The organism is Streptomyces sp. NPDC001890 (genome assembly GCF_042891445.1).
In the GTDB taxonomy this organism is placed as follows: Bacteria; Actinomycetota; Actinomycetes; order Streptomycetales; family Streptomycetaceae; genus Streptomyces.
Genome location: NZ_JBIATE010000004.1, coordinates 377548 through 402934, shown reverse-complemented (window position 1 = coordinate 402934; position 25387 = coordinate 377548). Strand labels below are relative to the sequence as shown.

The 25387-nt window shown below is 70.0% G+C and carries 23 protein-coding genes; 7 read left to right on the top strand and 16 right to left on the bottom strand.

The features are described from left to right. Positions 1 to 39 precede the first annotated feature (39 nt). Complete coding sequence (locus tag ACFYY1_RS16370) at positions 40 to 570, top strand: hypothetical protein (protein ID WP_388585456.1); 531 nt, start codon at positions 40 to 42, stop codon at positions 568 to 570. A gap of 58 nt (positions 571 to 628) precedes the next feature. On the opposite strand, the gene ACFYY1_RS16365 is transcribed toward ACFYY1_RS16370, so the two are convergent. From ACFYY1_RS16365 to ACFYY1_RS16330, 8 genes are all read right to left on the bottom strand, one after another. Beyond that, complete coding sequence (locus ACFYY1_RS16365) at positions 629 to 1909, bottom strand: choice-of-anchor A family protein (protein ID WP_388585453.1); 1281 nt, start codon at positions 1907 to 1909, stop codon at positions 629 to 631. Between the two features lie 139 nt (positions 1910 to 2048). Next, positions 2049 to 4034: a transglycosylase domain-containing protein gene (locus ACFYY1_RS16360; protein ID WP_388585451.1), complete on the bottom strand. Its 1986-nt coding sequence runs from the start codon at positions 4032 to 4034 to the stop codon at positions 2049 to 2051. A 185-nt stretch (positions 4035 to 4219) separates the two neighbouring features. Beyond that, positions 4220 to 4651: a hypothetical protein gene (locus ACFYY1_RS16355; RefSeq protein WP_388585448.1), complete on the bottom strand. Its 432-nt coding sequence runs from the start codon at positions 4649 to 4651 to the stop codon at positions 4220 to 4222. A gap of 58 nt (positions 4652 to 4709) precedes the next feature. Further along, positions 4710 to 5501, bottom strand: coding sequence for a DUF4253 domain-containing protein (locus ACFYY1_RS16350; RefSeq protein ID WP_388585446.1), 792 nt, complete (start codon positions 5499 to 5501; stop codon positions 4710 to 4712). Positions 5502 to 5554: 53 nt separating this feature from the next. Then, positions 5555 to 6226 (bottom strand): 1,4-alpha-glucan branching protein, encoded by a 672-nt coding sequence (locus ACFYY1_RS16345; protein WP_388585444.1) that lies wholly within the window; start codon positions 6224 to 6226, stop codon positions 5555 to 5557. A 31-nt stretch (positions 6227 to 6257) separates the two neighbouring features. Continuing rightward, positions 6258 to 6569: a DUF397 domain-containing protein gene (locus ACFYY1_RS16340; RefSeq protein WP_388585442.1), complete on the bottom strand. Its 312-nt coding sequence runs from the start codon at positions 6567 to 6569 to the stop codon at positions 6258 to 6260. Further along, positions 6566 to 7351 (bottom strand): Scr1 family TA system antitoxin-like transcriptional regulator, encoded by a 786-nt coding sequence (locus tag ACFYY1_RS16335; protein ID WP_388585439.1) that lies wholly within the window; start codon positions 7349 to 7351, stop codon positions 6566 to 6568. Before ACFYY1_RS16335 ends, ACFYY1_RS16340 begins: the two co-directional genes overlap by 4 nt. A 125-nt stretch (positions 7352 to 7476) precedes the next feature. Then, entirely contained in the window at positions 7477 to 8280 is an 804-nt protein-coding gene (locus ACFYY1_RS16330) for a HEAT repeat domain-containing protein (RefSeq protein WP_388585437.1), read from the bottom strand. 144 nt (positions 8281 to 8424) lie between these two features. Between ACFYY1_RS16330 and ACFYY1_RS16325 the strand changes: the two genes are divergently transcribed. Next, a complete protein-coding gene (locus ACFYY1_RS16325; protein ID WP_388585434.1) occupies positions 8425 to 9042 on the top strand; it encodes a GNAT family N-acetyltransferase in 618 nt (205 codons plus the stop codon). A gap of 96 nt (positions 9043 to 9138) precedes the next feature. Here ACFYY1_RS16325 and ACFYY1_RS16320 read toward each other — a convergent pair whose 3' ends face one another. Both ACFYY1_RS16320 and ACFYY1_RS16315 read right to left on the bottom strand, forming a co-directional pair. Beyond that, on the bottom strand, positions 9139 to 9876 hold the full coding sequence (locus ACFYY1_RS16320; RefSeq protein ID WP_388585431.1) for a hypothetical protein: 738 nt from the start codon (positions 9874 to 9876) through the stop codon (positions 9139 to 9141). Between the two features lie 115 nt (positions 9877 to 9991). After that, complete coding sequence (locus tag ACFYY1_RS16315) at positions 9992 to 10570, bottom strand: TetR/AcrR family transcriptional regulator (RefSeq protein WP_388585428.1); 579 nt, start codon at positions 10568 to 10570, stop codon at positions 9992 to 9994. Between the two features lie 97 nt (positions 10571 to 10667). Here ACFYY1_RS16315 and ACFYY1_RS16310 point away from each other — a divergent pair, with 97 nt between their 5' ends. Continuing rightward, positions 10668 to 11018, top strand: a complete 351-nt coding sequence (locus ACFYY1_RS16310) for an antibiotic biosynthesis monooxygenase family protein (protein WP_388585426.1) — start codon at positions 10668 to 10670, stop codon at positions 11016 to 11018. A 108-nt stretch (positions 11019 to 11126) separates the two neighbouring features. On the opposite strand, the gene ACFYY1_RS16305 is transcribed toward ACFYY1_RS16310, so the two are convergent. After that, entirely contained in the window at positions 11127 to 12290 is a 1164-nt protein-coding gene (locus tag ACFYY1_RS16305) for a hypothetical protein (protein ID WP_388585423.1), read from the bottom strand. 409 nt (positions 12291 to 12699) lie between these two features. Between ACFYY1_RS16305 and ACFYY1_RS16300 the strand changes: the two genes are divergently transcribed. After that, positions 12700 to 13896, top strand: a complete 1197-nt coding sequence (locus ACFYY1_RS16300; protein ID WP_388585421.1) for a serine hydrolase domain-containing protein — start codon at positions 12700 to 12702, stop codon at positions 13894 to 13896. A gap of 4 nt (positions 13897 to 13900) precedes the next feature. On the opposite strand, the gene ACFYY1_RS16295 is transcribed toward ACFYY1_RS16300, so the two are convergent. Next, positions 13901 to 14635 (bottom strand): DUF4232 domain-containing protein, encoded by a 735-nt coding sequence (locus ACFYY1_RS16295; protein ID WP_388585419.1) that lies wholly within the window; start codon positions 14633 to 14635, stop codon positions 13901 to 13903. A gap of 315 nt (positions 14636 to 14950) precedes the next feature. On the opposite strand from ACFYY1_RS16295, the gene ACFYY1_RS16290 reads away from it, so the two are divergent. Next, a complete protein-coding gene (locus ACFYY1_RS16290; protein ID WP_388585418.1) occupies positions 14951 to 16387 on the top strand; it encodes a helix-turn-helix domain-containing protein in 1437 nt (478 codons plus the stop codon). Between the two features lie 80 nt (positions 16388 to 16467). Here the strand turns inward: ACFYY1_RS16290 and argS are convergent, their stop codons facing one another. Further along, the gene (gene argS / locus ACFYY1_RS16285) at positions 16468 to 18240 is read right to left on the bottom strand and encodes an arginine--tRNA ligase (protein ID WP_388585532.1); all 1773 of its coding nucleotides are present in this window, start codon (positions 18238 to 18240) and stop codon (positions 16468 to 16470) included. 174 nt (positions 18241 to 18414) lie between these two features. Here argS and lysS point away from each other — a divergent pair, with 174 nt between their 5' ends. Beyond that, positions 18415 to 20181, top strand: coding sequence for a lysine--tRNA ligase (gene lysS, locus ACFYY1_RS16280; protein ID WP_388585416.1), 1767 nt, complete (start codon positions 18415 to 18417; stop codon positions 20179 to 20181). A 126-nt stretch (positions 20182 to 20307) separates the two neighbouring features. Here the strand turns inward: lysS and ACFYY1_RS16275 are convergent, their stop codons facing one another. The 3 genes from ACFYY1_RS16275 to ACFYY1_RS16265 all read right to left on the bottom strand — a co-directional run bounded on the left by ACFYY1_RS16275 (position 20308) and on the right by ACFYY1_RS16265 (position 23925). Further along, positions 20308 to 21738, bottom strand: coding sequence for a DUF2637 domain-containing protein (locus ACFYY1_RS16275; protein ID WP_388585414.1), 1431 nt, complete (start codon positions 21736 to 21738; stop codon positions 20308 to 20310). Positions 21739 to 21919: 181 nt separating this feature from the next. Next, positions 21920 to 22780, bottom strand: coding sequence for a DUF3558 family protein (locus ACFYY1_RS16270; protein WP_388585412.1), 861 nt, complete (start codon positions 22778 to 22780; stop codon positions 21920 to 21922). Between the two features lie 221 nt (positions 22781 to 23001). Continuing rightward, positions 23002 to 23925, bottom strand: a complete 924-nt coding sequence (locus ACFYY1_RS16265; RefSeq protein WP_388585410.1) for a DUF3558 domain-containing protein — start codon at positions 23923 to 23925, stop codon at positions 23002 to 23004. A 170-nt stretch (positions 23926 to 24095) separates the two neighbouring features. On the opposite strand from ACFYY1_RS16265, the gene ACFYY1_RS16260 reads away from it, so the two are divergent. Beyond that, positions 24096 to 25289: an RtcB family protein gene (locus ACFYY1_RS16260; RefSeq protein WP_266732015.1), complete on the top strand. Its 1194-nt coding sequence runs from the start codon at positions 24096 to 24098 to the stop codon at positions 25287 to 25289. Positions 25290 to 25387: the final 98 nt, after the last annotated feature.

The following is a 25387-nucleotide window of genomic DNA, read 5'->3' as shown; positions in this document are numbered from 1 at the left end:
ATGGCGGCGGTGCCGTCAGCGGGGAGAAGTGAGCAACCCATGGCCATGGTCGGCCTGTTCTGGATCGCCGAGGGCGATGTGTACGTGGGCGCGAAGCCGTCCGGGATGGGGCCGGGGGTGCGGCTGACCCCCGAGGGGGTGGTGGCGGTCGGCGACGGGCAGTCCGGCCTCTACCCGTGGGAGGACGTGCGTGCCCTGACGGTGGCGGACGTTCCTGAGAACTCCCTGATGCGGCGGGCAGCCGTGGTCAAGGACCTGGCCGTGGACACCGTGATGAACCTGGCTCTGCCCATGGGGGCGGGCCGGGTGGAGGGGCCCCCGCCGATGATGCGGGTGCGCGTGGAATCGTCCAGGGGCGAGCACCGGCCGGCGGCCTACGCGGCCGCGGCCGTCGGTTACCCCCGGACCGAGGTCGACCTCTCCCGCGCCCTGCTGGCCCGCCTCACGGAGGGTGCCGCGACGATGTCCACGACGCTGGCGGCGATGTCGGAGTGGGGCCGTACGTCGGGGGGCGGGACGCCCCGGGGGACGGAGCGGGAGCGGCTGCTGCGGGAGTGGCTGGCCCAGTGACGGTGACGGTGCCTGTGGGGCCCCGCGGGTGCGGGGTTCCCACAGGCACCGTGCGGTGTCAGGCCCGCTTGGAGCGGCGGCGGGCCACCACGGTCAGGGCGGTGCCCGCGGCGAGGACCACGGCGGTGCCGATGACCAGCGGGATGGTGCCGCTGCTGCCGGTCGAGGCCAGGTCGCCGTCCTTGCCGCCGGGCGTCGTGCTCTGCGACGGGGCCGGGGTGGCCGGTGCGGACTCGGACGGGCCGGCGGACGGTGTGCCGCTCGCGGGCGGCGTGGTCGCCGGGGTGGAGGGCGTGCCGGTCACCGGAGGCGTGGTGCCGGGGGTGCTGCTCGGGGTCGGCTTGGTCGGAGGCGTGGTCCCGCCGGTCTCCGGGAGGCAGCCGGTGAACGGGAAGTGGTGCGTCTCCGCGCCGCCCGAGCCGTGCAGCGAGGCGACCCACACCGAGCCGTTGACCGGGGCGCCGGTGCCCAGCTCCAGGTGTGCGCCGGGTGCCAGCACGCTGCCGGGCCAGGCGGCCCGGCTGCTCTTGGTGACGGTGGTGGCCTCGGGGAAGTTCCACAGCAGGCGGGCGCGGACCTTGCCGTCGGAGGCGCTCTGGAGCTTGTCGTCCAGTACGTAGTCCTGGCCGCCGGAGAGGAAGAAGCCGGTGGTGCCGGCCTTGGCCATGTCGTACGTCGTGCCGCTGACGTTGACGATCGTGGTGGAGCCGGCGGGGACCTTGAGGTAGATGTCCTTGGCGCCTTCGAGCTGTTCGGCCGTCACCGCGAAGATGTTGCGGGTGGTGTTGCCGCCCTTCAGGGTGAGCTTGCTGCCGCTCGGTTCCACTTCGGTGCCGGTGGTCGCGGGTTCCTTCGCCAGTGCGGCGGAGTAGGTCCGGAGCTTGTCGAACTCGGCCTCGAAGTCGATGAGTCCTGCGTTCTTGCCGAAGGTGCCGGAGTGCATTTCGAGGGCGCGGTCGCTGACCTTGCCGCCGACGACCGCGTTGCCCTTCATCACCGCGGTGACCGAATTGCCGTTGAGCAGGTCGCCGCGGACGACGAGCGACGCCCGGCCGGGCAGGGCGTCGACCTCGGCGGCCGTCAGTTCGTTGGCGGCGCTGAAGCCGCCGCGGAAGTCGGCGTTGCCGCCCACGGCCACCGCGCCTTCCGCGTCGGGGGTGTGGACGTCGTCGCCGAGGACGAACTCGCCGTACTTTCCGGCGATCCCGAAGGCATCGGTGGTGCAGGCCGCCGGATCGGTGGCGGGCGCGGCCTGGGCGGCGGGGACGGCCGTGAGACCGAGGACGAGGGCGCCGCCGAGAACTGCGGACGCGGTGGCGGCGGTTGCGGATATGCGCATGGGGGCGTGTCTCTCCAGCGGAGGTGCTTGTAAAGATTCCGTGGCGGCTACGGCCAAGTTCTTCACACAATAGGAGATTGGTCAAGACCAATGCGCGGAGTGTTGTTCTGTCCCGTTGTCAGCCCCCTGGCCCAGGGGGCTACTTCCCTGTGACGTAGGCGTTCCAGATCCGGAGCGGGAAGACGTTGCCGCGTCCTGAATCGGGCCCGCCCACGCCCTGCATGCCCAGCAGTTGAGGGGTGCCCGGCTTGTTGCGGAACATCGTGACGGCCGTGGTCAGCCCCTCGGTGCGGCCGATGAACCAGGCCGACTTCATCCGGTCGTCCTCGCCACTCGCGCCCGCCGCGAGGTCGTCGGCGGCCGTGGCCCTGGCGAACGTGCCGAACTTCCCGTCCCGGCCCAGCCGCGTCCAGGCCACCATCCCCAGGGTGTTGTCCACATCGTTGGCCACCGAGGCGTCCATCGCACGCCGCGGCTCGGGCTTCCCGAAGCCCTCGACCGCCTCGCCGTCCCGGGTCATCCTGGTCACCGAGTAGGGATCGGCCCGCATGCCGTCGTTGCCGAAGGTGGTGTACGCGTCAGCCATCCGGACCGCGCTCGGTGTGGAGGTGCCGAGGGGAAAGGACTTGTCCAGACGGGCCAGGCTCGTCTCGTGCAGCCCGGCCGACAGCGCCAGTTCCTTCACCTTCTTCAGCCCGATGTCCTTGCCGAGCAGCACGAAGGTGGCGTTGGACGACTTGATCAGCGCATCGCGCAGGGGCGTCGGTGCCGTGACCATCGCCTGGCCGGGGCCGGAACCCGACGGGGCGGTGGGTGCCGCGTACGGGCCGTCCTTGATCAGGCGCCCGCCACTGTCGTAGCCGCTGTCCAGGGTGATTCCGTCGCCGTGCTGAAGGGCCGCGGCCAGTACGAAGGGCTTGAAGGCCGAGCCGACGGGGACGCCCGCGGTGTCGGCGTTGTTGGCGAAGTGGGTGACCGCGTCGGCTCCGCCGTACACCGCGACCACGGCCCCGTCGGAGCGCACGGATGCGGCGCCGACCTCGACGTACTTGTCCTCGGGGCGCTTCTTGGGGTCGAGATCGCGCCTGCGCACGCTGCGCACGGCCCGTTCCAGCTGCCCCACCCTGGCCTTGTCGAAGGTGGTGTGCACCCGGTAGCCGCCCCGGAAGAGGTCCTTGTCGGTGAGGCCCGAACGCTTCTTGATGTACTTGTTGGCGATGTCGACGAGGTAGCCGGTCTGACCGCCGAGGCTGGTCGGCTTGGCGGCCGGCTTCGGCTCGGGGAACTTCCGGTACGTGGCCCGCTCGGCCTTCGTCATCGTGCCGGTCTCCACCTGCCGGTCGAGGATCCACTCCCAGCGGCCGACGGCGCGTTCGTGGTTGCCCTTGCCGCCCACCGGGTCGTACTGCTCCGCCCCCTTGAGCAGGGACGCGAGCAGTGCCGCCTGGCTGGGGTCGAGGTCCTTCGCGGGGATTCCGTAGTACGCGTTCGCCGCCGCCTGGATGCCGTAGGCGCCACGGCCGAACCAGCTGGTGTTCAGATACCCCTGGAGGATCTCCTTCTTGCTCTGCCTGTTGCTCAGCTTCAGCGAGATGAAGAATTCCTTGAACTTCCGGGTGGCCGACTGCTCCTGGCTGAGATAGGTGTTCTTCACGTACTGCTGGGTGATGGTGGAGCCGCCCTGGGTCTCACCGCCCGTGACGATGCTCACCGCCGCGCGGGCGATTCCCGTCGCCGACACCCCCGGGTCGGAGTAGAAGGTCTCGTTCTCGGCGGCGATGACCGCGTCCTCCACCGAATCGGGTATGTCGGCGAGCGTGACGTTCTGCCGGTCGACCGCGCCCACGCTCACCAACCGGCTGCCGTCGGCCCAGTAGTAGACGGTGCCCTGCCTGCGTGCCTCGTCGTTCTCGTTCGGGATGTCGACGGACGCGTACACCACGGCGAACAGGCCCGCCAGCGCCACGAGTCCGAGCACGACCCCGCTCAGCACCTGCCGCCACGAAGGGACCCAGCGACGCCAAGTGCGTTTTCCCCGGCGGGGGTAGTCGACGGCGAGCCCGCGAAGGCGGGGCGGGCGGATCAGGCGGGTCAGGCGCATCGGGCGGATGGGGCGTCGGGCCATGGTCCAGCTCCTCGTTCACCGTCCCGTACCGGTGGCGCGGGCTTGTGAGAGAAGATGTTCCGGATCGCGATCGGGTTGTCCCGGGGGCCCGTCCGGTGGGAGCGATGACCCCGTACCGGACGGCCTTTCCGGAGGAACGGTCCGCGATGCCCGGGTTTGTCGACCGATGCTGCGACCGGGCGCGCTCAGGCGAGGCCCGCCTCTTTCAGGGCCGACCTCGCGCAGGCTTGGACGAGAGGGTCCTCCTCGGACTCCCCGGTGGCGATCAGGGCCTCGGCGACCGCCGGGTCGTCCTGGGCGTAGGGGCCGAGCGCCATCGCCGCGTACTGGCGCACCAGATCCTCCTCGGGGTCGTTCAGCGCCGCCAGCAGGGCCCTGCCCGCGCGGTGGTGCAGGTCGGGGTCGGCCGGGGGCCACAGGCGCAGGACCGTGGCGCACTCGACGCGGGCGAGGTCGTACTCGCCCGCGTCGGCGAGCACCGAGACGAGGAACGGTTGCGCGGCCGTGTTGTCGTCCAGCTCGGCGATGATCTCGCGTTTCCGGTCGCTGTCGGCCGGCAGGGCGCGGTACTCCGCGATGAGGCGACGTGCCGTGGCCTCGTTGTCCGGGTGAGTCATGGCCGGGGTTCCTTCTGGCGGGCGGTGGTCCGGCCGAGCGGCTGCCGGGGCCGGTGGTTCAGTCCCACCAGAAGGACCAGGTCTCCTGGCCCAGCACCATCTTCTCGGCGTAGACGTCCAGGTCGTACGGCGGGTTCTGCTCGATGTTGTCCGGGCAGAACGCGAAGTGCTCGGCGGCGACCGCGCGGGCCTCCGGGAGGGTGGTGGGCGGGCGGCCGACCGAGACGGTCAGGGTGTCGAAGCCCAGCACCACGACCCGTATGCCGAAGCGGTCCTCCCAGGAGCGGAGCACGGCGCTGAGCCGGGCCGTGTCCTCCTCGTAGTTGACCGGACCCGACCAGCCGATCGCCGCCGGTATGTCCGCGCTGCGCCGGGCCGGGACGAGCGCCAGCCGTGAACCGGCGTACCAGCCGTCCGGGCCGACGCACTCCTCGGCGATCGCGGCCGCCAGATCGTCGGGGGCGTCCTGCCCCTCGGCGGCCGGGACGGGGGCCAGGCCCGGCCACTCGCCCTCGGCGGCGTCGAGCTCCTCGGGCGCGCAGTCCTCCCAGTACTCCTTGAGCACCTCCTCGGCGTCGTGATCGCCGGGGTACGTCGTGCTGTCCGGGATCAGGTCCCAGGTTTCGGGCCACTGGTCGCGCTTCCCGCCGTCTATCAGCACGGGGAGCAGCCCGACCGCCCGCCCGGCCGCGCGCAGCGTGCGCCAGGTGCCGTGGGTCGCGGGCTCGTCGGCACACCAGAGCAGTGGCTCGTGCCAGGTGCCGTCGATCGTGGCGTCCACCAGTGAGCCGGGCGGGAGTTGGAGCCCTGACGTGGCCAGGGACGGGAGCGGATTCGGGAGCGTCGCCATGACCACGACTCTAGGCGCGGCCACTGACAACCGGCCGGGCGCCGCGTGCCGGCCTACGGGTGTGCGTGAACCTCGACGAACGTGGTGGGTGCCGTGGTGCCGTCGGGCAGTGGTGCGGGCGCGGTGACGTGGCCGAGCGCCTGGCCGTTGGCGCCTTGGCCAGGCCGGCCGGGCCGGAGTTCGCGGTTGATGTGGAGGGTGAGTTGGCGCCCGTCGGGTGCCGTCGTGACCAGGATGGTTGTGCCGTCGGTGTTGTTGGTGGCCGTGGAGGCGGCGAGCTCCGCCACGATGCCGGGTTCGTCGAGCCGGGCGGTGACGGACGGGTCCGGGGTGTCGCTCGTGCTCTGCATCTGCGGCTCGGCCTCGCCGACGACGAGCGCGAACAGCTGGGCCACGACGACCGGGTCATGCGCTCCGTCGTACACCCAGCGCTTGCCCAGCACGCCGTGCTCGGTCGTGCCGATGAGCGCGTCGTCGGCGCCCGGGAGCGGTGCGCCGCGGTAGCTGAACAGCACCTGGTACGTGGCTGGTTGGGCCCCGGAGGTGTCGGTGACCACCATGAACTCGATCCCGACCTCGCCCTTCGGGTCGTCCAGGCGGAATCCGCCGGTCCGGTCCAGCTCGGGCTGCTGCCCCGTGCCGCGGTACCAGGGCTGTGCGGGCAGCCAGGTGGTGAGGAGTTCCAGCTTGGTGGGCGACAGGGTGGTGCGGTGGATGACAGCCATGGCGGTGGGATTCCTCCGGTGGGGCGTGGGCTCAGACGAGTCGCGGGTCGGCGGCGAAGCCGGCGAAGGCCGTCCAGGTGGTGGGAGCGACGGTGAGGACGGGGCCGTCGGGGTTCTTGGAGTCGCGGATGTGGACGGCGGCGGTGTGGGCGGCGATCTCGACGCAGGCGCCGCCTTCGTCGCCGCTGTGGCTCGACTTCTGCCAGTCGTAGGCGACTTCGAGGCAGGCTCCGCCTTCGCTGCCGCTGTAGCTCGACTTGCGCCATTCGTAAGCGACTTCGAGGCACTGCCCGCCCTCGTCGCCGCTGTAGCTGGACTTGAACCACTCAAGTGTGGTGCTCATTGCTCTCCCAGCAGACGATCCAGCAGGCCCACGGTGGCTTCGGGGCTGAGGGCCTGGGCTCGCAGCATGGCATATTTCTGGGCGAGGATGCTGACCTCGTCGGGGTCGGAGACGAGCAGGCTGCCGCGCTGTGTCTCGGAGTACGCGACGCGCTGGAAGTCCGGCGTCTCCAGCAGGGTGAAGGGTCCGTTCAGCCCGGCATGGGTGCGGTGGTTCAGTTGCAGGACCTGGAGGCAGATGCCGGGGAGCGCGGCGCAGGCCCGCAGGTGCCTCAGCTGCTCCGCATGCCCTTCGTCGTCGAGGAGTTGGAGCATCAGGACCGGTTCCCAGACGACGAAACTGATGGTCGGGGGAGACGGCCGATGAAGGATCTCCTGGCGCTCCAGGCGGGCCTCCGTCTGGATGGCGACCTTTTCCTCGCTGAAGGCCGGGACCCGGTTGCGGAACAGCGCCTCCGCGTACCGGCTCGTCTGGAGGAGTCCCGGTACGACCTGGTTGTCGTACCAGGACAACGCCAGGGCCTCCCGCTCCAGTTCCAAGTACTCCTCCGCCCACGCCGGGATCAGGTCGATCTCCGGCATGTGCTCCACTGCCTCCTTCAACGCGCCCTTGGTGTCCAGCAGTTCGTCCAACTTCGCGGCGAGGTCGGGCAGTAGGGCGCGTCTGCCCTGTTCGATGGAGGCGATCGTCTCCACCTGATGGCCCACCAGGTCGGCGAGTTGGGTCTGGGTCAGGCCGGCCGCCCGGCGGAAGACGGCGACCAGTTTGCCCACGAGCTTCATTGCCGACGCGTTCTTGCGCTTCCGCTTTCCGGGGTGCATACGGAGCGAACTTCCACGTGCGCGCTCGCGTCACGCGCGCGCGACCCGTACAAGAAATCTGTACGGGTGCGCATGGGCCAGGACGGTCAGGACCGGGGCTCGGGCGGGGTCCATTCGACGGCCTCGCGGACCGTCGCGTCCGGGTCCTGGGAGAGGCGGTGGAGGAGTTCGGTGGTGCCCTGGGACGACCAGTTCTCGACGGCCCATACGAGGGCCCTGCGGACCTTCGGGTCCGGGTGGTCCGCGAGGTGGGCCAGTTGGCCGACCGGGCCGCGTCGGCGCATCCCGAACCAGTGGAGCGTCTGGATGAGCTGCTCGGGGTCGCCGGGGCTGCCCGCCGCGGCGATCTGGCGCAGGAGGACCGCGCTCGCGGGGGCCGGGCCGTCGAGCGGGTGCGGGCGGCGTTGGCGCAGGCGCTGGGAGCCGTACTCGCCGCGTACCCGGCAGCCGAAGCAGGTGCAGGGCACCTTGCCGTTCGAGTCGGGGAAGTACCGCCAGCCGGTGACCTGGCTGACCGCGCGGACGCGGTGCACCTCGCGCTTGGTGACCGCCCGGGGGACGAACACCTCCCAGCCGCGCGGGTCGGGCAGGGCAGCGACCCGGCGTACGGCCTCGGCGGCCGTGACGGTCGCGGGGTCGAGGTGGTAGCGGCCCAGGGTGACGGATTCGTCGTCCGGCAGGCGGATGTGCACGGCGACCAGTCCGCGCGGGCCGCTGCGCCGGGACAGTTCGCGCAGCCACTGGTGGGTGAGGGTGTACGAGGGGAGTACGGGGAAGCAGTAGAGGCCCCGTGGCAGTGAGGCGTCGCGGCCGTGGCTGATGGCCCGTATTCCGGAGCGGCGGACGCGTGCAGCGTTCGCCGCGGGTGTCAGGTGCACGAACATTGCCATGCGGTCGATGCTAACGAGGGCGTGGGCAGCAGCCCGAGGCGGCCGGGTTCCGGGTCGGGGCACCCATGTACAGCGCAGAGTCGTGGAGACCTGGATCGGGTAACGGGTCGCCCGCCGGTCGTTGTTGATCATCAAGTGTGCAGAATGGGTCGTATGTCGATGACGAATACCCCTGAAACGGCAACGGTCGAAGATGCTGAGCAGATCGGCCGCATGCTGGCCCGTGCCTTCGACGACGACCCGATGATGCGCTGGTTCTTCCCCGAGGACTCCTCCCGCGAGGAGGGGATGGCCCGCTACTTCAGCACGATCTTCGCCCGGCAGTACGTCCGGCACGGCGTGTGCGAGCGCACCGGCGCGGCGGCTGCCTTCTGGGTGTCGCCGGAGGGCCAGGAGAAGGCGGTTCCCGACGCGGAGACCGTCCAGGAGCTGGAGAGCATCCTCGGTGACCGGGCTTCGCTGTTCCGTGAGGCCGTCGGGGCGGCGGCCGAGCAGGGGCCGAAGGAACCCCACTGGTACCTGGCCGTGGTCGGCGCGGATCCCGCCGCCCGGGGGCAGGGGCACGGGGCCGCACTGCTGCGCTCGGGCCTGGCCAAGGCCGACGCGGCGGGCCTGCCCGTCTACCTGGAGTCCTCCAAGCCGGACAACCTGCCCTTCTACGAGCACTTCGGCTTCACCGTGCTCGGCGAGGCGCAACTGCCGGGCGGCGGACCGGTGCTGTGGGCCATGCGGCGGGCTCCCCGTACGCCGGACGGTGCCTGAGCCCCGTCGTACCGGCCGTCGGTCAGTTCTGGGCCGCCCGCCACGCACCGGGTGACACTGCGAACGGTGGCGGAGCGGCCCTCTCCCGTACGGCTGCTAGAGCTTGTCGGCGCAGAGGAGGCGGTCGCTGCGCACCGGGTCGTCGTCGATCAACGAGTTCTCGGTGAACATGGCGTCCGCCTCGCCGCCGCACGGGTCGTCGAAGCCGCCCACGACGGCGTCCTCGATGATCTTCGCGACCTTGTGCGTGGCGCCGTCCTTCTTGCCCCTGGTCCGGCAGGCCACTTCCGAGACGGGGCTCCCGTTCTTGGCCGTGCTGTGCACGCAGTCACCGGCCTCGATCCGCGGGCCAACGCCCCCGCCCGGGTCGCCGGGGTGCGGGGCCTTCAGGTTGCGCATGCAGGCGTACCCCTCGCCGGAGACCGGCTTGTCCTCCAGGATCGCGATGCTGACCGGCACGTTGACCGCGAAGTCGGAGTTGTCGGAACAGAGGGTGGCCTCGAAGGGATCGGGGAGGCCGGTGTCGACCCGGTAGATGACCTTCGCGACGGCCTCGGGACCGTCGCAGGGAACCTCGCGGTAGACGTCCTTCTGGCCCGGCTCGGCGGCCGCGCACTCGCCCTCGGCGAGGAACTGCTCTCCGTACGAGGGGTTCACGGAGGGGGTCGGCCGGGCGGTGGCGGTGGCGGATGGCTGGGCCAGGTCCGACGGATGGTCGTCGCCCGCCTTCCCGCAGCCGGTGATCAGCACCAGCGCGGCGACCGTGGCGGCGGTCGCGCCTGCGGCAGCGTGTCTGCGTGATGCCGGCGGTATGCGACCGCTCTTCGTGCGCACGTTTCCCCCTCGGGCTCGACCTTCGATTCTACGATCGACTGCCCTTGGGGGAACGTGAGTTGCTGGAGCGGGCGGGGCCCGAGGGCCCCGGTCGCGTGCCCGTCGGGATGGTGTGTCAGGCCATGGCGAGGCGGTCCACGAGGAGTTCCACTCTCGTTCCGGTGTCCTCGGGTGGCAGGCGGCCTGCTCGGGTCAGGGTGGCCAGGCCGTGCAGGGCTGCCCAGAACGTCTCGGTGAACAGTCCTGGGGCGATGCCGTCGCCGGCGACCTCGCCCAGGCTCTCCAGCAGGGCGGCGAAGCCGTCCTTCAGCGGCTCGGGGGTGTCCTCCTGTGCGTAGGCCAGGCCGCCGTCGAGCTGGAACAAGGCGTCGTAGACCGCGGGGTTGCGTGCGGCGAAGTCGAGGTAGGCGTGGGCGAGGGCGGCGACCCGTTCGCGCGGGCCGTTCGCCCGGGAGGCCGCGGCCCGCACCGCCACGGCCAGTTCGGCGGCGCCTTCCAGGGCGACGGCGCCGATGATCTCGCGTTTGCCGCGGAAGTGGCTGTAGAGGACGGGCTGGCTGTATTCGATGCGCTCGGCGAGCCGGCGGGTGGTGACCGCGTCCCAGCCCTGCTGCTCGGCGAGCTCGCGGGCCGTCGCCACGATGAGGCGCTCGCGTTCCGCCCGGTCGCGCTGCTTGCGTTCCTGTACCGACATGACTTGATTCTAGCATCGCTAGACAATCGAGCGGCAGTAGGTCTAGCGTTGCCTCATCAGCTAGCGACGCTAGATTCAGCGAGAGGGAGTGCCGAGAATGGCCAAGCTGCAGAGTCTCGACCCGAGTACGCCGATGTTCGCGCAGTTCAAGGAGAAGACCGGGCCCATCGTCCTGGCCAACACCTTTGTCGTCCCGAAGGAGAGGACCGAAGCTTTCCTGGCCTGCTTCCGGAGGCAGGCGGAGTTCATGAAGGCTCAGCCGGGATTCGTCTCCCTGCAGATGCACAAGGGAACGGCGGACAGCTCGCTTCTGATGAACGTCGCGGTCTGGGAGTCGACCGAGGCTCTTGCCAAGGCGTTCGGCAACCCGGAGTTCCAGCGCATGGCTGCCGAGTCCCCCGACGACATCGTGTCGTACCCGCACATCTTCGAGCAGATCGACGTATGACACGGCACCGGATACGGGGGAGGGCAGCCGGAGAAGCCCTGCCCTCCCCCGTGTCCGGATCCAGCACGGCGGGATCACCCACTACGGCGATCCCGCGGGCCGAGGCGGTCAGAGGAGGGCGACGGCCTCGGTGAAGTCGGCGAACGCGGGCTCGAAGGTCCGCGCGGCGACGAGGTACATCGAGCGGTCCGTCAAGGCCCGTGCGAGACGTGCGGGGTCGTCGGGCAGGCGGCGGGCGAGCGCCACGCCTTCGTCGAAGTACGGCTTGAACCGCTCCTCGAACCCGTGGGGATGGCTGCCCTCGCGGAGGGCCGCGCGGATGCTGATTCTGCGCTGGACGTCGACCAGTTCGGGCAGCCGGCCGGCCTCGCGCAGTCCCGCCGCCTCCGCTTCGAGCCCTGGCAGAGTGCCGAGGAAGGCGCCCCGCGTGCCGCTCGACCATCCCTGCTCGGTGCCGAACGGCGGCATCGGGGACTCGGTGCTCGCAGCTGGTTCGTCGGCCCGCCCCGACAAAACGAACAGGGTGACCCACCACGCGAGGATGCAGCTCCAGTCCTTCGGCTCGCCCGTCGTCGCCAGCTCCTCCAGCACGGTCAGGGCCTCCCGCCGGGCGGCTGCGGCGTCCGCCCCGTGCCCGGCGGCCTCGCGCATCCGGGAGAGGTGGACCAGCTCCCAGGTGAGTACGGCCAGCGCCGTGCGCTGTTCGGCGGCCTTGCTCCGGGTCTCGTCAAGGAGCTCGCGGAAGACGGCCGTCGCCTCGTCGTGCAGGCCGGCGCCCTCCAGGTTCGCCGCCCACTCGACCATGTTCCAGAAGGAGTGTTCCTTCTGGCCGTTGCGGATCGCCTTCTCGTTGAGCTCCGCGGCCTCCCGGAAGCGCCCCTCCTCGGCCAGGACTCTCGCCAGCCGCCCGCTCTGTCCGGCCTCGGCCAGTTCCTCGCAGGCCGCGCGTCCCTCTGCTCGGCGTCCGAGGGCGAACAGGGCCGACTGGTAGACGTTCAGCGCCCTGTGCAGCCGTTCTGTCCGGGCCGGCTCCCCGGCCTCGATCCTCCGGCAGGCCCCGACCGCCTCGGTGGCCAGCGCCAGGTCCACCTCCGGGTCCCGGCTGCGATAGCTCATCGAGAGGAGCGCGTCGACCAGCTTCGGGAGGTACGCCTTCGGGCTCACCTCCGCCAGAACCCGGTACGCGTTGACCTGTTCGAGCAGGTCCAGTCGACCGGAACCCAGCAGCAGCACGCGGGCCCGCAGCACCGCGTCGTGATCGATCTTCCCCATGTTCCCCCTGTCTCCGGGTGATGCACGAAGGAGATTCTGGGAGTCAAGGAGCGGACCGGACAAGGCTCACGAACTGTGCGTTCCGTCCTACGAAAAACGCCGCTGACCTGTCATGATGGACATGCTTTCGTCCTGTTCCACCGGCAGGAGGCCAGAGGCCCGGCCGGTGCCGGCGGCTCGATCCGTCCCGCGTCGCGTCAGTGATCACTTACCGGACAGACGCATCCGATCAACTGATTCCCCCTCAAAGAGGCATGCTCCGGGGGAGAACCCGACCATCGGTCCGGATGATCGCCCCATCGTGCCGCCCCGCACCCGGCAGGCATCGTGGAGCGCACAGAGCAGCGGAGCCTGAGGGACCTTCAGATACGGCTCCGCAGCCATGACTTCGAGGATCGAGGACAGAGACGTGTCGAAGCACAAGCGTGCGGCGTTGGCCGGTGCACTCACACTCGCCGTGGCGATCGGTGTCGGGGGAGCCGCGCTCCCGGCGGGCGCCGCCACGACCGCCGCCACGACCGCCGCGGAGTCCGCGGGCCACGGGTCCGCCATCGACCGCGCCCGGCTGCAGGAGATCCTGCAGCGGCTGACCACCGTCGACGGCGCGCCCGGAGCCCTCGTCGAAGTGCGGGACCGGCGCGGCAGCACGGTGCTGACCAGCGGTGTCGGGAACGTGGAGAGCCAGGTGCCGGTTCACCGCGACAGCAGGTTCCGGATCGGCAGCATGACCAAGATGTTCACGGCGACGACCGTGCTCCAACTGGTGGGAGAGCATCGCGTCCGCCTCGACGCTCCGGTGGAGCGCTACCTGCCCGGCGTCGTCCGCGGACACGGCAACGACGGACGGAAGATCACCGTCCGTCAGCTGCTCCAGCACACCAGCGGCCTGCCCGATTTCCTCGACCACCTCAAGCCGCAGGAAGTCGTCGCCGACCCGCTGGTCCGCTACGACCCCCGCGACCTCGTGGACATGGCGCTCAAGTACCCCCGGGTCTTCGAGCCGGGCACCGACTGGGACTACTCCAACACGAACTACCTGCTCGCCGGCCTGATCATCGAGAAGGTGACCGGCCACTCGTACGCCGAGGAGGTCCGCGAGCGCGTCATCGAACCGCTGCACCTGCGCGAGACGTACGTGCCGCGCGGTTCGGCGATCCCCGGCCCGCACCCGCGCGGGTACGCGCAGCCCGGCAAGGACGCGCCGCTCCTGGACATCACGCAGGTCGACCCGTCCGTCGGCGGCGCGGCCGGCGGGATGATCTCCAGCGGCACCGACCTCAACCGGTTCCTGGGCGCCCTCCTCCGTGGCGACCTGCTGCGCCCGGCCGAGCTCCGGGAAATGATGAGGACCCGGGACACCGGCAACGAGGACGGCCGGGCGTACGGCCTCGGCCTGGAGAGCAGGCCGCTGCCCGGCGGTGGTCTCTACTGGGGGCACGCCGGTGACTTCCTGGGGTACGAGACGATGGCCGGTGCCACGGTCGACGGCAGGCGGGCGACGGTCATGGTGAATCTCGGTCCCGGGGGTTCGGACGCCCAGAGCGATGACATCGAGGCGGCCGTCCGGACGGCGCTCCTGGCCGGCCGCCCCTCGGCCCGTCAGTAGCGGATCAGTACGTGAGGGCGGCGTCCATTTCGGTCTGCCAGTAGGTGACGAAGCCGTTGTCGCCCCAGGAGGTACCGGCGGGGAGCGTCAGCTCGGCCGGGGCGCCCGTGGAGCCCTGGTCGGCCTTGTTGGTGAAGTACACCGAGAGGTGGGTGCCCTGGTGCAGCTCCTGCCCGTCGGGCTCACCGGACAGCCCGATCGAGGCGTAGGCGGACTGCCCCGGCTCCAGGGTGACCACGGCCTGCGGGATGCTGTCGCGGAGGACCGGGAAGGCGGCCTGGGCGTCGTCGAAACGGAGCGCCGGGGCGTGGTACGCGTAGCAGGGGGCGGAACCGGTGTTGGTCGCGGTGAGCAGCAGGTGGTTGATGGGGCGGCTCACCTTGGTGACGGTGACCTTGGTGTTCGAGCCGGTGCAGGTGACGGGGGACTTGTTGCCGCTCCCGGTGGTGCTGTTCCGGCCGTTGGTGTCGCTCTTTTGGCCGCTGGTGGAGCCGGTGGAGCTCTTGGAGTCGGAGGCCGTGTTCTCGTCCGGGGACTTGGCGTCGGTGCCGGAGTCGGTGCCGGTTCCCTGGGTGTCCTTGCCTGCGTCCTTGCCCGTGTCCTGGGCGGCGGAGTCGCTCGCCGCGGCCGACGGGCCGGACTTTGCGCCGTCCTCGGTGCCGTTGCAGGCGGTGAGCGAGAGGGCGGCCAGGAGGGCGGTCGCGGCGAGGGCGGTGGTGCGGAGGCGGTTGTTGCGCATGGCGGTGGTACTCCCCGTGTGTGGGTCGGTGTTGTCGTTCGGTCAGTTGTGGCAGATCAGGGCGATGACGATCGTGGTGGACACGATCACCACGCCGATGGCCACGGCATCGACGAGCTCGATGCGGAAGTGGATTCGCACTGCGTTGTCCCGGTGGTCGCTGCGGTGTGTCCACAGATTGCGGGGTGGCGGATTCCGGCCGCAACGCCGAACAGCCCATTGGGGATGCTGGAATGGCTGCGCGTACTGTGACCTGGGCAGATTCCACGTCCCTGGAACGGTGTTCCGGGACGGACCAGGAGGGGGAACGCTGCAGTGGCGACGCCGGAGGCCGTGGAATTCGCGGCTCTGCTGAAGGAACTGAAGGACCGTTCGGGACGCAGTTACGGGGTACTTGCCGGAAGATTGCACGTCAGTACGTCAACACTTCACCGGTACTGCAACGGGGACGCGGTGCCCAATGAGTACGCCCCGGTGGAGCGGTTGGCGCGGTTGTGTGCGGCGACCCCGGAGGAGCTGGTGGAGCTGCATCGGCGGTGGATCGTGGCGGATGCGGCGCGTAGACGCCCTGCTGCGGCTGCGCCGCCCGAGACTGTTCCTGCGCCTTCGCCTGCGCCTGCGGCTGTTCCTGATCGTGATCCTGCGCCTGTTTCGGATCCTGATCCTGATCCTGATCCTGCGTCTGTTTCTGAGTCTGTTTCCGCGCCTTCGGAACCGGTGCGGGATGCGGTGTCCGAGCTCACGCCCGAACCCGAACCCACGATCCTGGCCGGTGGGGCGGGCCAGCCCCGGCGGTTCCTGGCCTCCGCACGGGCGCGTGTGCTGCTCGCGGCCGTCGCCGTCGTCGCGCTGACCGTGCCGACCTCGATCGTCGTCAGCAATCTGTCAGGTGCGGACAAGGACGATCTCAGCAACGTCCCCGCCGTGGACGCGAAGGGCCCGGACGAGGCCGAGCTCGCCGGGCCCGGCGACGACGTGAGCGCCACCGCCTCACCGAGCGGGGCGAAGAAGTCGGGCAAGCCCGTGCCGTCCGGCTCGGGAACCGTCTCGTCCCCGCCGTCCGGCGGCGCCTCCGCCACGGCCGGGGGACATGGCCGGGGATCCGGTTCGGGCGGGCAGCAGAGCGGGGGCGTGCCGCTGAGCGCCACCATCAGCTCGTACAACTGGGAAGAACCCTGCGGCCAGCACTACGTGGTGGACCAGAAGCCGGAGGACGTGCCTCCGCCGCCTTCGCCGCAGGGCACCCGGGGCTGGGCCAAGGCGCTCGGCGGGGTGGACGGCGGCAGCATGCAGCTCGAACTCACCGTGCAGGGGAAGTCGGGGCAGGCCGTCGTGCTGAACGGACTGCATGTGCGGACGCTGTCCCGGAAGGCGCCGCTGGCCTGGTCGGCGTACTCGATGGGCGAGGGCTGCGGGAGCGGCATCACCCCGCAGTCCTTCGACGTCGACCTCGACGACGGCCGGCCGAGCCTCACCCCGGTGGCGGGGCAGAACGGGGACGTGCGGGTGCCGCCGAAGGACTTCCCGTTCCGGGTGTCCTCCACCGATGTGGAGGTGTTCGACCTCAAGGTCCACGTCGAAGGGCACGACGTCAGCTGGTACCTGGAGCTGGAGTGGAGCAGCGGCGGCCGGACGGGGATGCTGCGCATCGACGACGGCGGGAAGCCGTTCCGTACCAGCAGCATCCAGGCGCGGCCGCAGTACATGTACCGGTACGACACGGCCCAGTGGGTGACCAAGGAGTGGGACTAGCGTCCCCTGTGGTCACGGCCACCGGGCCGATGCGTCGCGGGCAGGCTCACGGTCGGCCCACGGGCTGACCGGCGTTCTGGTCAGAGGCGCTCGGGGGTCCGGATGCCGAGCAGCTCCATGCCCTGGTGCAGGGTGCGGGCGGTGAGGTCCGAGAGGAAGAGCCGGTTCTCGGCCACATCGCCGGGAACCTCGGGCTTGAGCACCGGGCACTGGTCGTAGAACGTCGTGAAGAGCGACGACAGCTGGTACAGGTACGAGGCCAGCTTGTGCGGCTCGTACGCGGCGGCGACCTCGGCCACGACCTCGGCGAACTGGTCCAGGTGCAGGGCCAGCGCGCGCTCGGCCGGGGCCAGCTCCAGCTCCGGGTGGGGCCGGGAGACCAGCTCGCCCGCCTTGCGCTTGATGGAGCGGGACCGGGCGTGCGCGTACTGGATGTACACGCTGGTGTCGCCGGTCAGCGAGACCATCTGGTCCAGGTCGAACTTGTAGTCGCGGGCGGCCGACGTCGACAGGTCCGCGTACTTCACCGCGCCGATGCCGACCTGCGTGGCCCGCTCGGTGATCTCGTCCTCGGTGAGGTCCTTGGCCTTCTCGCGCACGACGGCGGATGCCCGGTCGATCGCCTCGTCCAGGAGGTCGGCCAGCCGGACCGTCTCGCCCTCACGGGTCTTGAACGGCTTGCCGTCCTTGCCGAGCACCGTGCCGAAGGGGAGGTGTACGGCCTTGACCTCCTCGTTCAGCCAGCCGGCCCGGCGGGCGGTCTCGAAGACCATCTTGAAGTGCAGGGCCTGCCGGGCGTCCACGACGTACAGCAGGGTGTCCGCCTTGAGGTTCTGCACCCGGTCGCGGATCGCGGAGAGGTCCGTCGCCGCGTAGCCGTAACCGCCGTTCGACTTCTTGACGATCAGCGGTGCCGGGTTGCCGTCCGGGCCCTTCACGTCGTCGAAGAACACGCAGAGCGCGCCCTCGGAGCGGACGGCGACGCCCGACTCCTCAAGGATGCGGCAGGTCTCTTCGAGCATGTCGTTGTAGCCGGACTCGCCGACGATGTCGGCGTCCCGGATCTCCATGTCGAGCTTGTTGAAGACCGAGTAGAAGTAGATCTTCGACTCGTCGACGAACCTCTGCCACATGGCGAGCGTCTCCGCGTCGCCGGCCTGGAGCGCCACGACACGGTCCCGGGAGCGGGCCTTGAACTCCTCGTCGGAGTCGAAGAGCGCGCGCGAGGCCTTGTAGAGCCGGTTCAGCGAGGACATGGCGGCCTCGCCCTCCGCCTCGCCGCCGGCACCCTCGTGGGTCAGCTCGCCCGGGTGCTCGGTCAGGTACTGGATGAGCATGCCGAACTGGGTGCCCCAGTCGCCGATGTGGTGCCTGCGGACCACGGACTCGCCCGTGAACTCCAGGATCTGCACCATCGCGTCACCGATCACGGCGGAACGCAGGTGGCCGACGTGCATCTCCTTGGCCACGTTCGGCTGCGCGTAGTCGATGACGGTGGTGCCCGCGGCGCCGTTGTACGGCACGCCGAGCCGGCCCTCGTCGTCCGCGGCGCGCGCGGCGAGGGTCTCGATGATGGCCCGGTCGGCGAGGGTGACGTTGAGGAAGCCGGGGCCGGAGACCTCGATCTCCTTGATCAGGCCGCCCGCCGAGATCGCGGCGGTGACCTGCGAGGCGAGCTCGCGCGGGTTGCCCTTGAGCTTCTTGGCGAGGGCCAGGATGCCGTTGGCCTGGAAGTCGGCCCGGTCGCTTCGTCGCAGCAGCGGGTCCGCGGTGCCGGCATCCGGCAGAGCTGCCGTCAGGGCGTCCGCCAGCTGCTGCTGGAGCGTGGAAGCGAGGGAATTGACCGAGGCCATGAGCTGGCTGCCGTTTCCGTAGGAGTACAAGGGATCACGCCCAGTATTCCACGGGCGGTAAAGCCGTTTTCTTCGCGCGGGCCGTGAGCCGCTCTCGTCGTACGGGGAGTAAGCCGTTTTCGTGGCGGCGGTAGACCTGGGAGAATGGGCGGAGCCCCTACAAGAGAGAAGGACGTGCAGACCGTGGCTCAGAGTCAGAGCAGCACCGAGGCCGACTGGGTCTCCCGCTTCGCGGACGATGTCATCGCCGAATCGGAGCGTCGTGCGCCTGGCAAACCGGTCGTCGTCGCGTCCGGCCTCTCCCCGTCGGGCCCGATCCACCTGGGCAACCTCCGCGAGGTCATGACCCCGCACCTGGTCGCCGACGAGATCCGCCGCCGCGGGTACACCGTCCGGCACCTGATCTCGTGGGACGACTACGACCGGTACCGCAAGGTTCCCAACGGTGTCCCGGGGATCGACGAGTCCTGGGCCGAGCACATCGGCAAGCCGCTGACCTCGGTGCCCGCCCCGGCCGGGTCCGCGTACCCGAACTGGGCCGAGCACTTCAAGGCCGCCATGACGGCCGCGCTGGACGAGCTGGGCGTCGAGTACGACAGCATCAGCCAGACCGAGCAGTACACGGCGGGCACCTACCGCGAGCAGATCCTGCACGCGATGAGGCACCGCGCCGACATCGACGCCGTCCTCGACCGGTACCGGACGAAGAAGGACCCGGCGGCCGCGGGCGCCAAGGGCGGCAAGAAGCCGCAGCAGCAGAAGAAGGTCGACGAGGCCGAGCTGGAGGCCGAGGCGGGCTCCGGCGCGGCGAGCGAGGACGACGGCAGCGGCGGTTCGGCCGGCTACTTCCCGTACAAGCCCTACTGCGGCAACTGCGAGAAGGACCTCACGACCGTCACGTCGTACGACGACGACAGCACCGAGCTGAACTACACCTGCACGGCCTGCGGCTTCGCCGAGACGGTGCGGCTGAGCGAGTTCAACCGCGGCAAGCTGGTCTGGAAGGTCGACTGGCCGATGCGCTGGGCGTACGAGGGCGTGATCTTCGAGCCGAGCGGGGTGGACCACTCCTCGCCGGGCTCCTCGTTCGTCGTCGGCGGCCAGATCGTCCGCGAGGTCTTCGACGGCGTGCAGCCGATCGGCCCGATGTACGCCTTCGTCGGCATCTCCGGCATGGCGAAGATGTCCTCCAGCAAGGGCGGCGTGCCGACCCCGGCCGACGCGCTGAAGATCATGGAGGCGCCGCTGCTGCGCTGGCTGTACGCGCGCCGCAAGCCCAACCAGTCCTTCAAGATCGCCTTCGACCAGGAGATCCAGCGGCTCTACGACGAGTGGGACTCGCTGGCACGCAAGGTCGCCGACGGTTCGGTGCTGCCGGCCGACGCCGCCGCGTACGCGCGGGCCATCGGCACGGCCGCCGGTGAGCTGCCGAGCACGCCGCGCCCGCTGTCGTACCGGACGCTCGCCTCGGTCGTCGACATCACGGCCGGGCACGACGAGCAGACGCTGCGTATCCTGAGCGAGCTGGACCCGGAGAACCCGCTGACCTCGCTGGACGAGGCGCGGCCGCGTCTCGACCGCGCCGAGAGCTGGATCACCAGCCAGGTCCCGGCCGAGGCCCGCACGATCGTGCGCGAGGAGCCGGACAAGGAGCTGCTCGGCTCGCTGGACGAGCAGGGCCGCCGGTCGCTGCGGCTGCTCCTGGAGGGACTGGACTCGCACTGGTCGCTGGACGGGCTCACCACGCTCGTCTACGGCGTGCCGAAGGTCCTGGCGGGCCTGGAGCCGGACGCCAAGCCGACGCCCGAGCTGAAGGTCGCGCAGCGGTCGTTCTTCGCGCTGCTGTACCGGCTGCTGGTCGGCCGGGACACCGGGCCGCGGCTGCCCACACTGCTGCTCGCCGTGGGCGCCGAGCGGGTGCGCAGACTGCTCGGTGAGTAGGCTGCCGGGCGCGTAGACGCCTTTGCGCCTTGTGCACGGAGGGCCGTCACCCGGTGATTCGGGTGACGGCCCTCCGTCGTTGCTGGTTGTCGGTTGTCGGTTGTCGGTTGCCGGATGGGTGGCGGCTCAGGCGATGTGGTCCGCTTCGAGTTCGGCGTGGTAGCGGTTCTTGAACTCCGGCATCATGCGGCGGATCAGTGCCGCGCTGCGCGGGTGCCTGACGTTGTGGCCGTCCGTGACGTGTATGTCCAGGGCATCGACGCTGGGGTAGTCGTTGTGCTGGTTCACGAACGCGGCGAACACCTCGTACGCGATCGCGGCGAACTCCGCGTCCTCCTGTGCCCACTCGGCGGGGTCCGGCTCGGGCTCCTGGGCCTGCTCCCCGGGCTGCTTGCCTGCCTGCTCCCCGGCCTGCTTCCCGGACTGCGGGTGTTCCTGGAGCTGGAGCTGTTCCTGGAAGTGCTCCTGCTCCTGCCGGGGGCCGGGGACGGCGCCGATCGTCCCCACGCTGCCCAGGGGGCGGGTGCGGCCGCCGGGGCCCGTGGGGACCATCACCGGGCCCGGCTCCAGGCCCTCCTCGTACGCGGGGTCGTAGGCGCCCTCGTACGCGTCGTCCGGGGCCTGGGCCTTCGCGAACCAGGGGCTCTCGTGCGAGCCGGGCCCTTCCTGGGGCCACTCCTCGGCGGCGCCGGGGTCGGCGGGGTGGTTGTGCTGCTGGTACTGCTGGTGCTGTGGCCCGTGTTGTTGTGGTGGCTGCTGCTGCTGTTCGTACTGCTCCTGGTACTGGTCCTGCTCGTGATGCTGGGCGTACATCAACTCGGGCTGGAGCTCGGCCGGTTCGACCTGGGCCAGGGCGGGGGCCGGGGGGAGCAGGGCGGGTTCGATGCCCGCGGCGGCCAGTCCGGCCGGGGCGGTCTCGGCCAGCGGGACGCCGTACTTCGCCAGGCGCAGGGGCATCAGGGACTCGACGGGGGCCTTGCGGCGCCAGTTGCGGCCGAAGCGGGCCTGGAGGCGGGCCTGGTAGATCAGCCGGTCCTGTTCGAGCTTGATGACCTGCTCGTAACTGCGGAGCTCCCAGAGCTTCATCCGGCGCCACAGCTTGAACGTCGGTACGGGGGAGAGCAGCCAGCGGGTGAGGCGGACGCCCTCCATGTGCTTGTCGGCCGTGATGTCGGCGATCCGGCCGACCGCGTGGCGGGCGGCCTCGACGGAGACCACGAACAGCACCGGGATGACGGCGTGCATGCCGACGCCGAGCGGGTCGGGCCAGGCCGCGGCGCCGTTGAAGGCGATCGTCGCGGCGGTCAGCAGCCAGGCGGTCTGGCGCAGCAGCGGGAACGGGATGCGCATCCAGGTCAGCAGCAGGTCCAGGGCGAGCAGGACACAGATACCCGCGTCGATGCCGATCGGGAAGACCAGCGAGAAGTTCCCGAAGCCCTTCTGGAGGGCGAGTTCGCGCACCGCCGCGTACGAACCCGCGAACCCGATCGCGGCGATGAGAACCGCTCCGGCGACCACGAGACCGATGAGTATCCGGTGGGTGCGTGTCAGCTGCATCGCGGCCACCCGCGTTCCCTCCCCGTTCTCCCGTATCCGACGTCATGTTCTGGCGTCGTGCTCCGACTTCTGGCGGGCACAGCCTGGCACACGAGGGCGCGGGGCGTTGCGCGGGGAGGGGCGAAGCCCGGTACTCGGGGAGTACCGGGCTTCGTGAAGCCGCTTCTGGGCCGGGGTGTCGCTAGCTCGTCTTTTTGACGGACGACTTGCGGGCGGAGGACTTCCCGTCCGTCGACTTCTTGTCGTCGTCGGTCCCGCTGTCCGAGGACTTGGAGTCGTCCGTCTTGTCGGTGGCCTTCTGGCTCGGCGTGGTCGAGCCGGAGTCCCTGTCGGCGGCGACCGCGGCCACCGCTTCCTTGGCCGCCTTCTCGGCGCCCTTCCGGATGTCGTCGCCGGAGGGGGTCTTCGAACCCGCGTAACCCGCACCGTTGTAGGTGAGGGTGATGACGACGTTCTCCGTACGGGCCACGACCGTCGCGTACTTGAAGTCCTCGCTGGTCTTGGTGAGATCGTAGGTGACCGTGGTGGCCTGGTCCCCGATGCCGGCGGCGGGCGTTTCGGTGACCTTCTTGGCGCCGTCGGCCGTCTTCGCCTTGTCGACCTGCTTCGCGAAGTCCTGCTGCGCGCGCTTGGCGCCGCTGCCCAGGGCCTGGTCCGAGTCGAAGCGGGTGAAGCCGACGTCGAGCCAGCGGTACTGGGAGCCCTTCACGCCGTTGTCGTCGAGGCCGTTCCAGGAGCAGCCCGCGCGGGAAGTGAGGTCGCTGGACTTGGTGGCCGTGCCGTTCTTCGACTTGGCCGAGGGAACCAGGGAGGTGACCGTCTTCTTGGTGATCGACTTGCACGGGTCGGGCAGCGTGGCGAACTTCGCCGGCGCGACGGTCGGTTCCGCCTTCTTGCTCGCGCTCGGCGCCGCGGACGACGCGGACGAGCCCGAATCCTTCTTGTCGCTGTCGGAGTCCGACGAGCAGCCGGCGACGACGAGCATCACCGGTACGGCGGCGCAGGCGAATATGCGGGAGAGTCGCGGGGCTGAACGGTGCATGGTTCCTTCACTCGGGTGGCGCGGCGGGCGGGCTGCCAGGCGGTCGGGTGGCCGGGTGGTTGGCCGGGGCGGGTGGTCGGCCGGGGTTCCGGAGGGTGTTCCGGAAGGTGCTCCGGAGGGTTTTCCGGAGGGCCACGGTACGACGGACTGCGACCGGATGCCGCCTCGGCGGGGGGCCCGATGGTCGCGGGCAGCTCCGGTCACGGGTGCCCGGGACGGGGTCATTCGCTGAACTCGTCGACCAGCTTCCGGGCCAGTGCCTGGGCTTTCTCCTGCAGTTCCTTGCTGTCGGGGACGACGGTGGAGACGGCCGGCTGCTCGGTGTACTCGACGGTCACGATGACGTTCGATGTGCGGAATACCACCTTCACCGTGCGGTGTTGTGCGGTGGAACCTGCCCGGGTGAGCAGATCGTCCAGAAATGCACTGTCGCCGAGGTCGTCGAGGATGCGCGGCTGGAGGCTCTCGTCCGAGGTGTCCGCGCCGTCGTCGGTGTTCTCGGGCTCGGCGCTCTTGTCGTCGGAGGTGGGGCCGGTCAGGGAGTGCGAGGTGGAGTCGGAGGCGTTGCCGGAGGTGCTGTCGGAGGTCTCGCCGGAGGTCTTCTCGGAGTCGGCCGGGGGCGTCTTCTTCTCGCCCTTGTCCTCTTTGTTCGCATTGTTCTCCGTGCTGTCCTCTGCGTTCTCCGTGTTCTCCGTGGCGTCGGGGGTCGCGGAGGGGGAGGACAGGCCGGCGGCGGTCTCCTTCTTCGTGTACACCTCGCGGGCGCGGTCGTCGTCGCTCACCGAGAGGTCGTAGGACACGACGCGCTCGAAGTCGATGAACAGGCTGTGCGAGGAGGAGGCGCCCTCGGACTTCCAGCGGCAGCCGACCCGGCGGTCGGTGTCATAGGTGACGGCGGCGGTGCCCTCGTACACCTTTCTCTGCTGGTCCTCGGTGAGTTCGGCGGCGCCCGGGAGCAGGTCCTTCAGTGTCGACTGCTCGACGGCGCGGCAAGGCGCGGGAAGGGTGCGGTACTTGCCGGGGGCCGCGGCGGCGATGGTTTCCTCGCCGGACTTGCTGTCGGCTGCGGAACCACCGGTTCCGGTGTCGGCGCTGCAGCCGACGACGAACGCTGCCAGTAGCGCGGTGCCGGTTACGTAGGCCATTCGTCGCACGGTCCTGGGCTCCCTTCGTGCGAAAAACGGTTGCCGCCCGATGGCGACCGGTGGACACAATGTGTATCGCACGCGCCGCTGTGAATGCCGGTCGACCGACTTATTTGCCGACCTTGGCACCGGTTTTGCGCTTTCAGACTTTTCGGGGGAATCGAGGAACTATGTCGTATGTAGAGGTGCCGGGGGCGAAGGTTCCCATCCGCATGTGGGCCGACCCGGCCTCGGTCGAGGACGTCGCGATGCAGCAGCTGCGCAATGTGGCCACGCTGCCCTGGATCAAGGGTCTCGCCGTCATGCCGGACGTTCATTTCGGCAAGGGCGCGACGGTCGGTTCGGTGATCGCGATGCACGGCGCGGTCTGTCCGGCGGCGGTCGGCGTGGACATCGGCTGCGGAATGTCCGCGGTGAAGACCTCGCTGACGGCCAATGACCTGCCGGGCGACCTGTCCGGGCTGCGGTCGAGGATCGAGCAGGCGATTCCGGTGGGCCGGGGCATGCATGACGAGGCTGTGGAGCCCGACCGGCTGTACGGCTTCCGGGCGCCGGGCTGGGACGACTTCTGGGGGCGGTTCGACGGAGTGGCCGATGCGGTCAAGTTCCGTCAGGAACGTGCCACGAAGCAGATGGGGACGCTCGGATCGGGCAACCACTTCATCGAGTTCTGCCTCGACGAGGCTGGCTCGGTCTGGCTGATGCTGCACTCGGGATCGCGGAACATCGGCAAGGAATTGGCCGACTTCCATATCGGGCAGGCGCAGAAGCTGCCGCACAACCAGGACCTGATCGACCGGGACCTGGCGGTCTTCATCGCCGACACCCCGGAGATGGCGGCGTACCGGAACGACCTGTTCTGGGCGCAGGAGTACGCGAAGCACAACCGGGCCATCATGATGGCGCTCTTCCAGAACGTGGTTCGCAAGGAGTTCAAGAAGGCCAAGGTGACCTTCGAGCCGGTCATCTCCTGCCACCACAACTACGTGGCGGAGGAGCGGTACGAGGGGATGGACCTGCTGGTCACGCGGAAGGGCGCGATCCGTGCGGGTTCCGGGGACTTCGGGATCATCCCGGGTTCGATGGGTACCGGTTCGTACATCGTGAAGGGGCTCGGGAACGAGAAGTCGTTCAATTCGGCCTCGCACGGGGCCGGTCGGAAGATGAGCCGGAACGCCGCGAAGCGGCGCTTCTCGACGCGCGACCTGGAGGACCAGACGCGGGGCGTGGAGTGCCGAAAGGACTCCGGTGTCGTGGACGAGATCCCGGCCGCGTACAAGCCGATCGAGAAGGTCATCGAGCAGCAGCGGGACCTGGTGGAGGTCGTCGCCAAGCTCAAGCAGATCGTGTGCGTGAAGGGCTGAATCCAGCCCTTCAGGCGCGGGCGGACGAAGGGGCCGGGGACGCGGGTGGTGTGTCCCCGGCCCCTTCCTGCTGCCCTTTTCCGGTCCGGTCCGGTCCG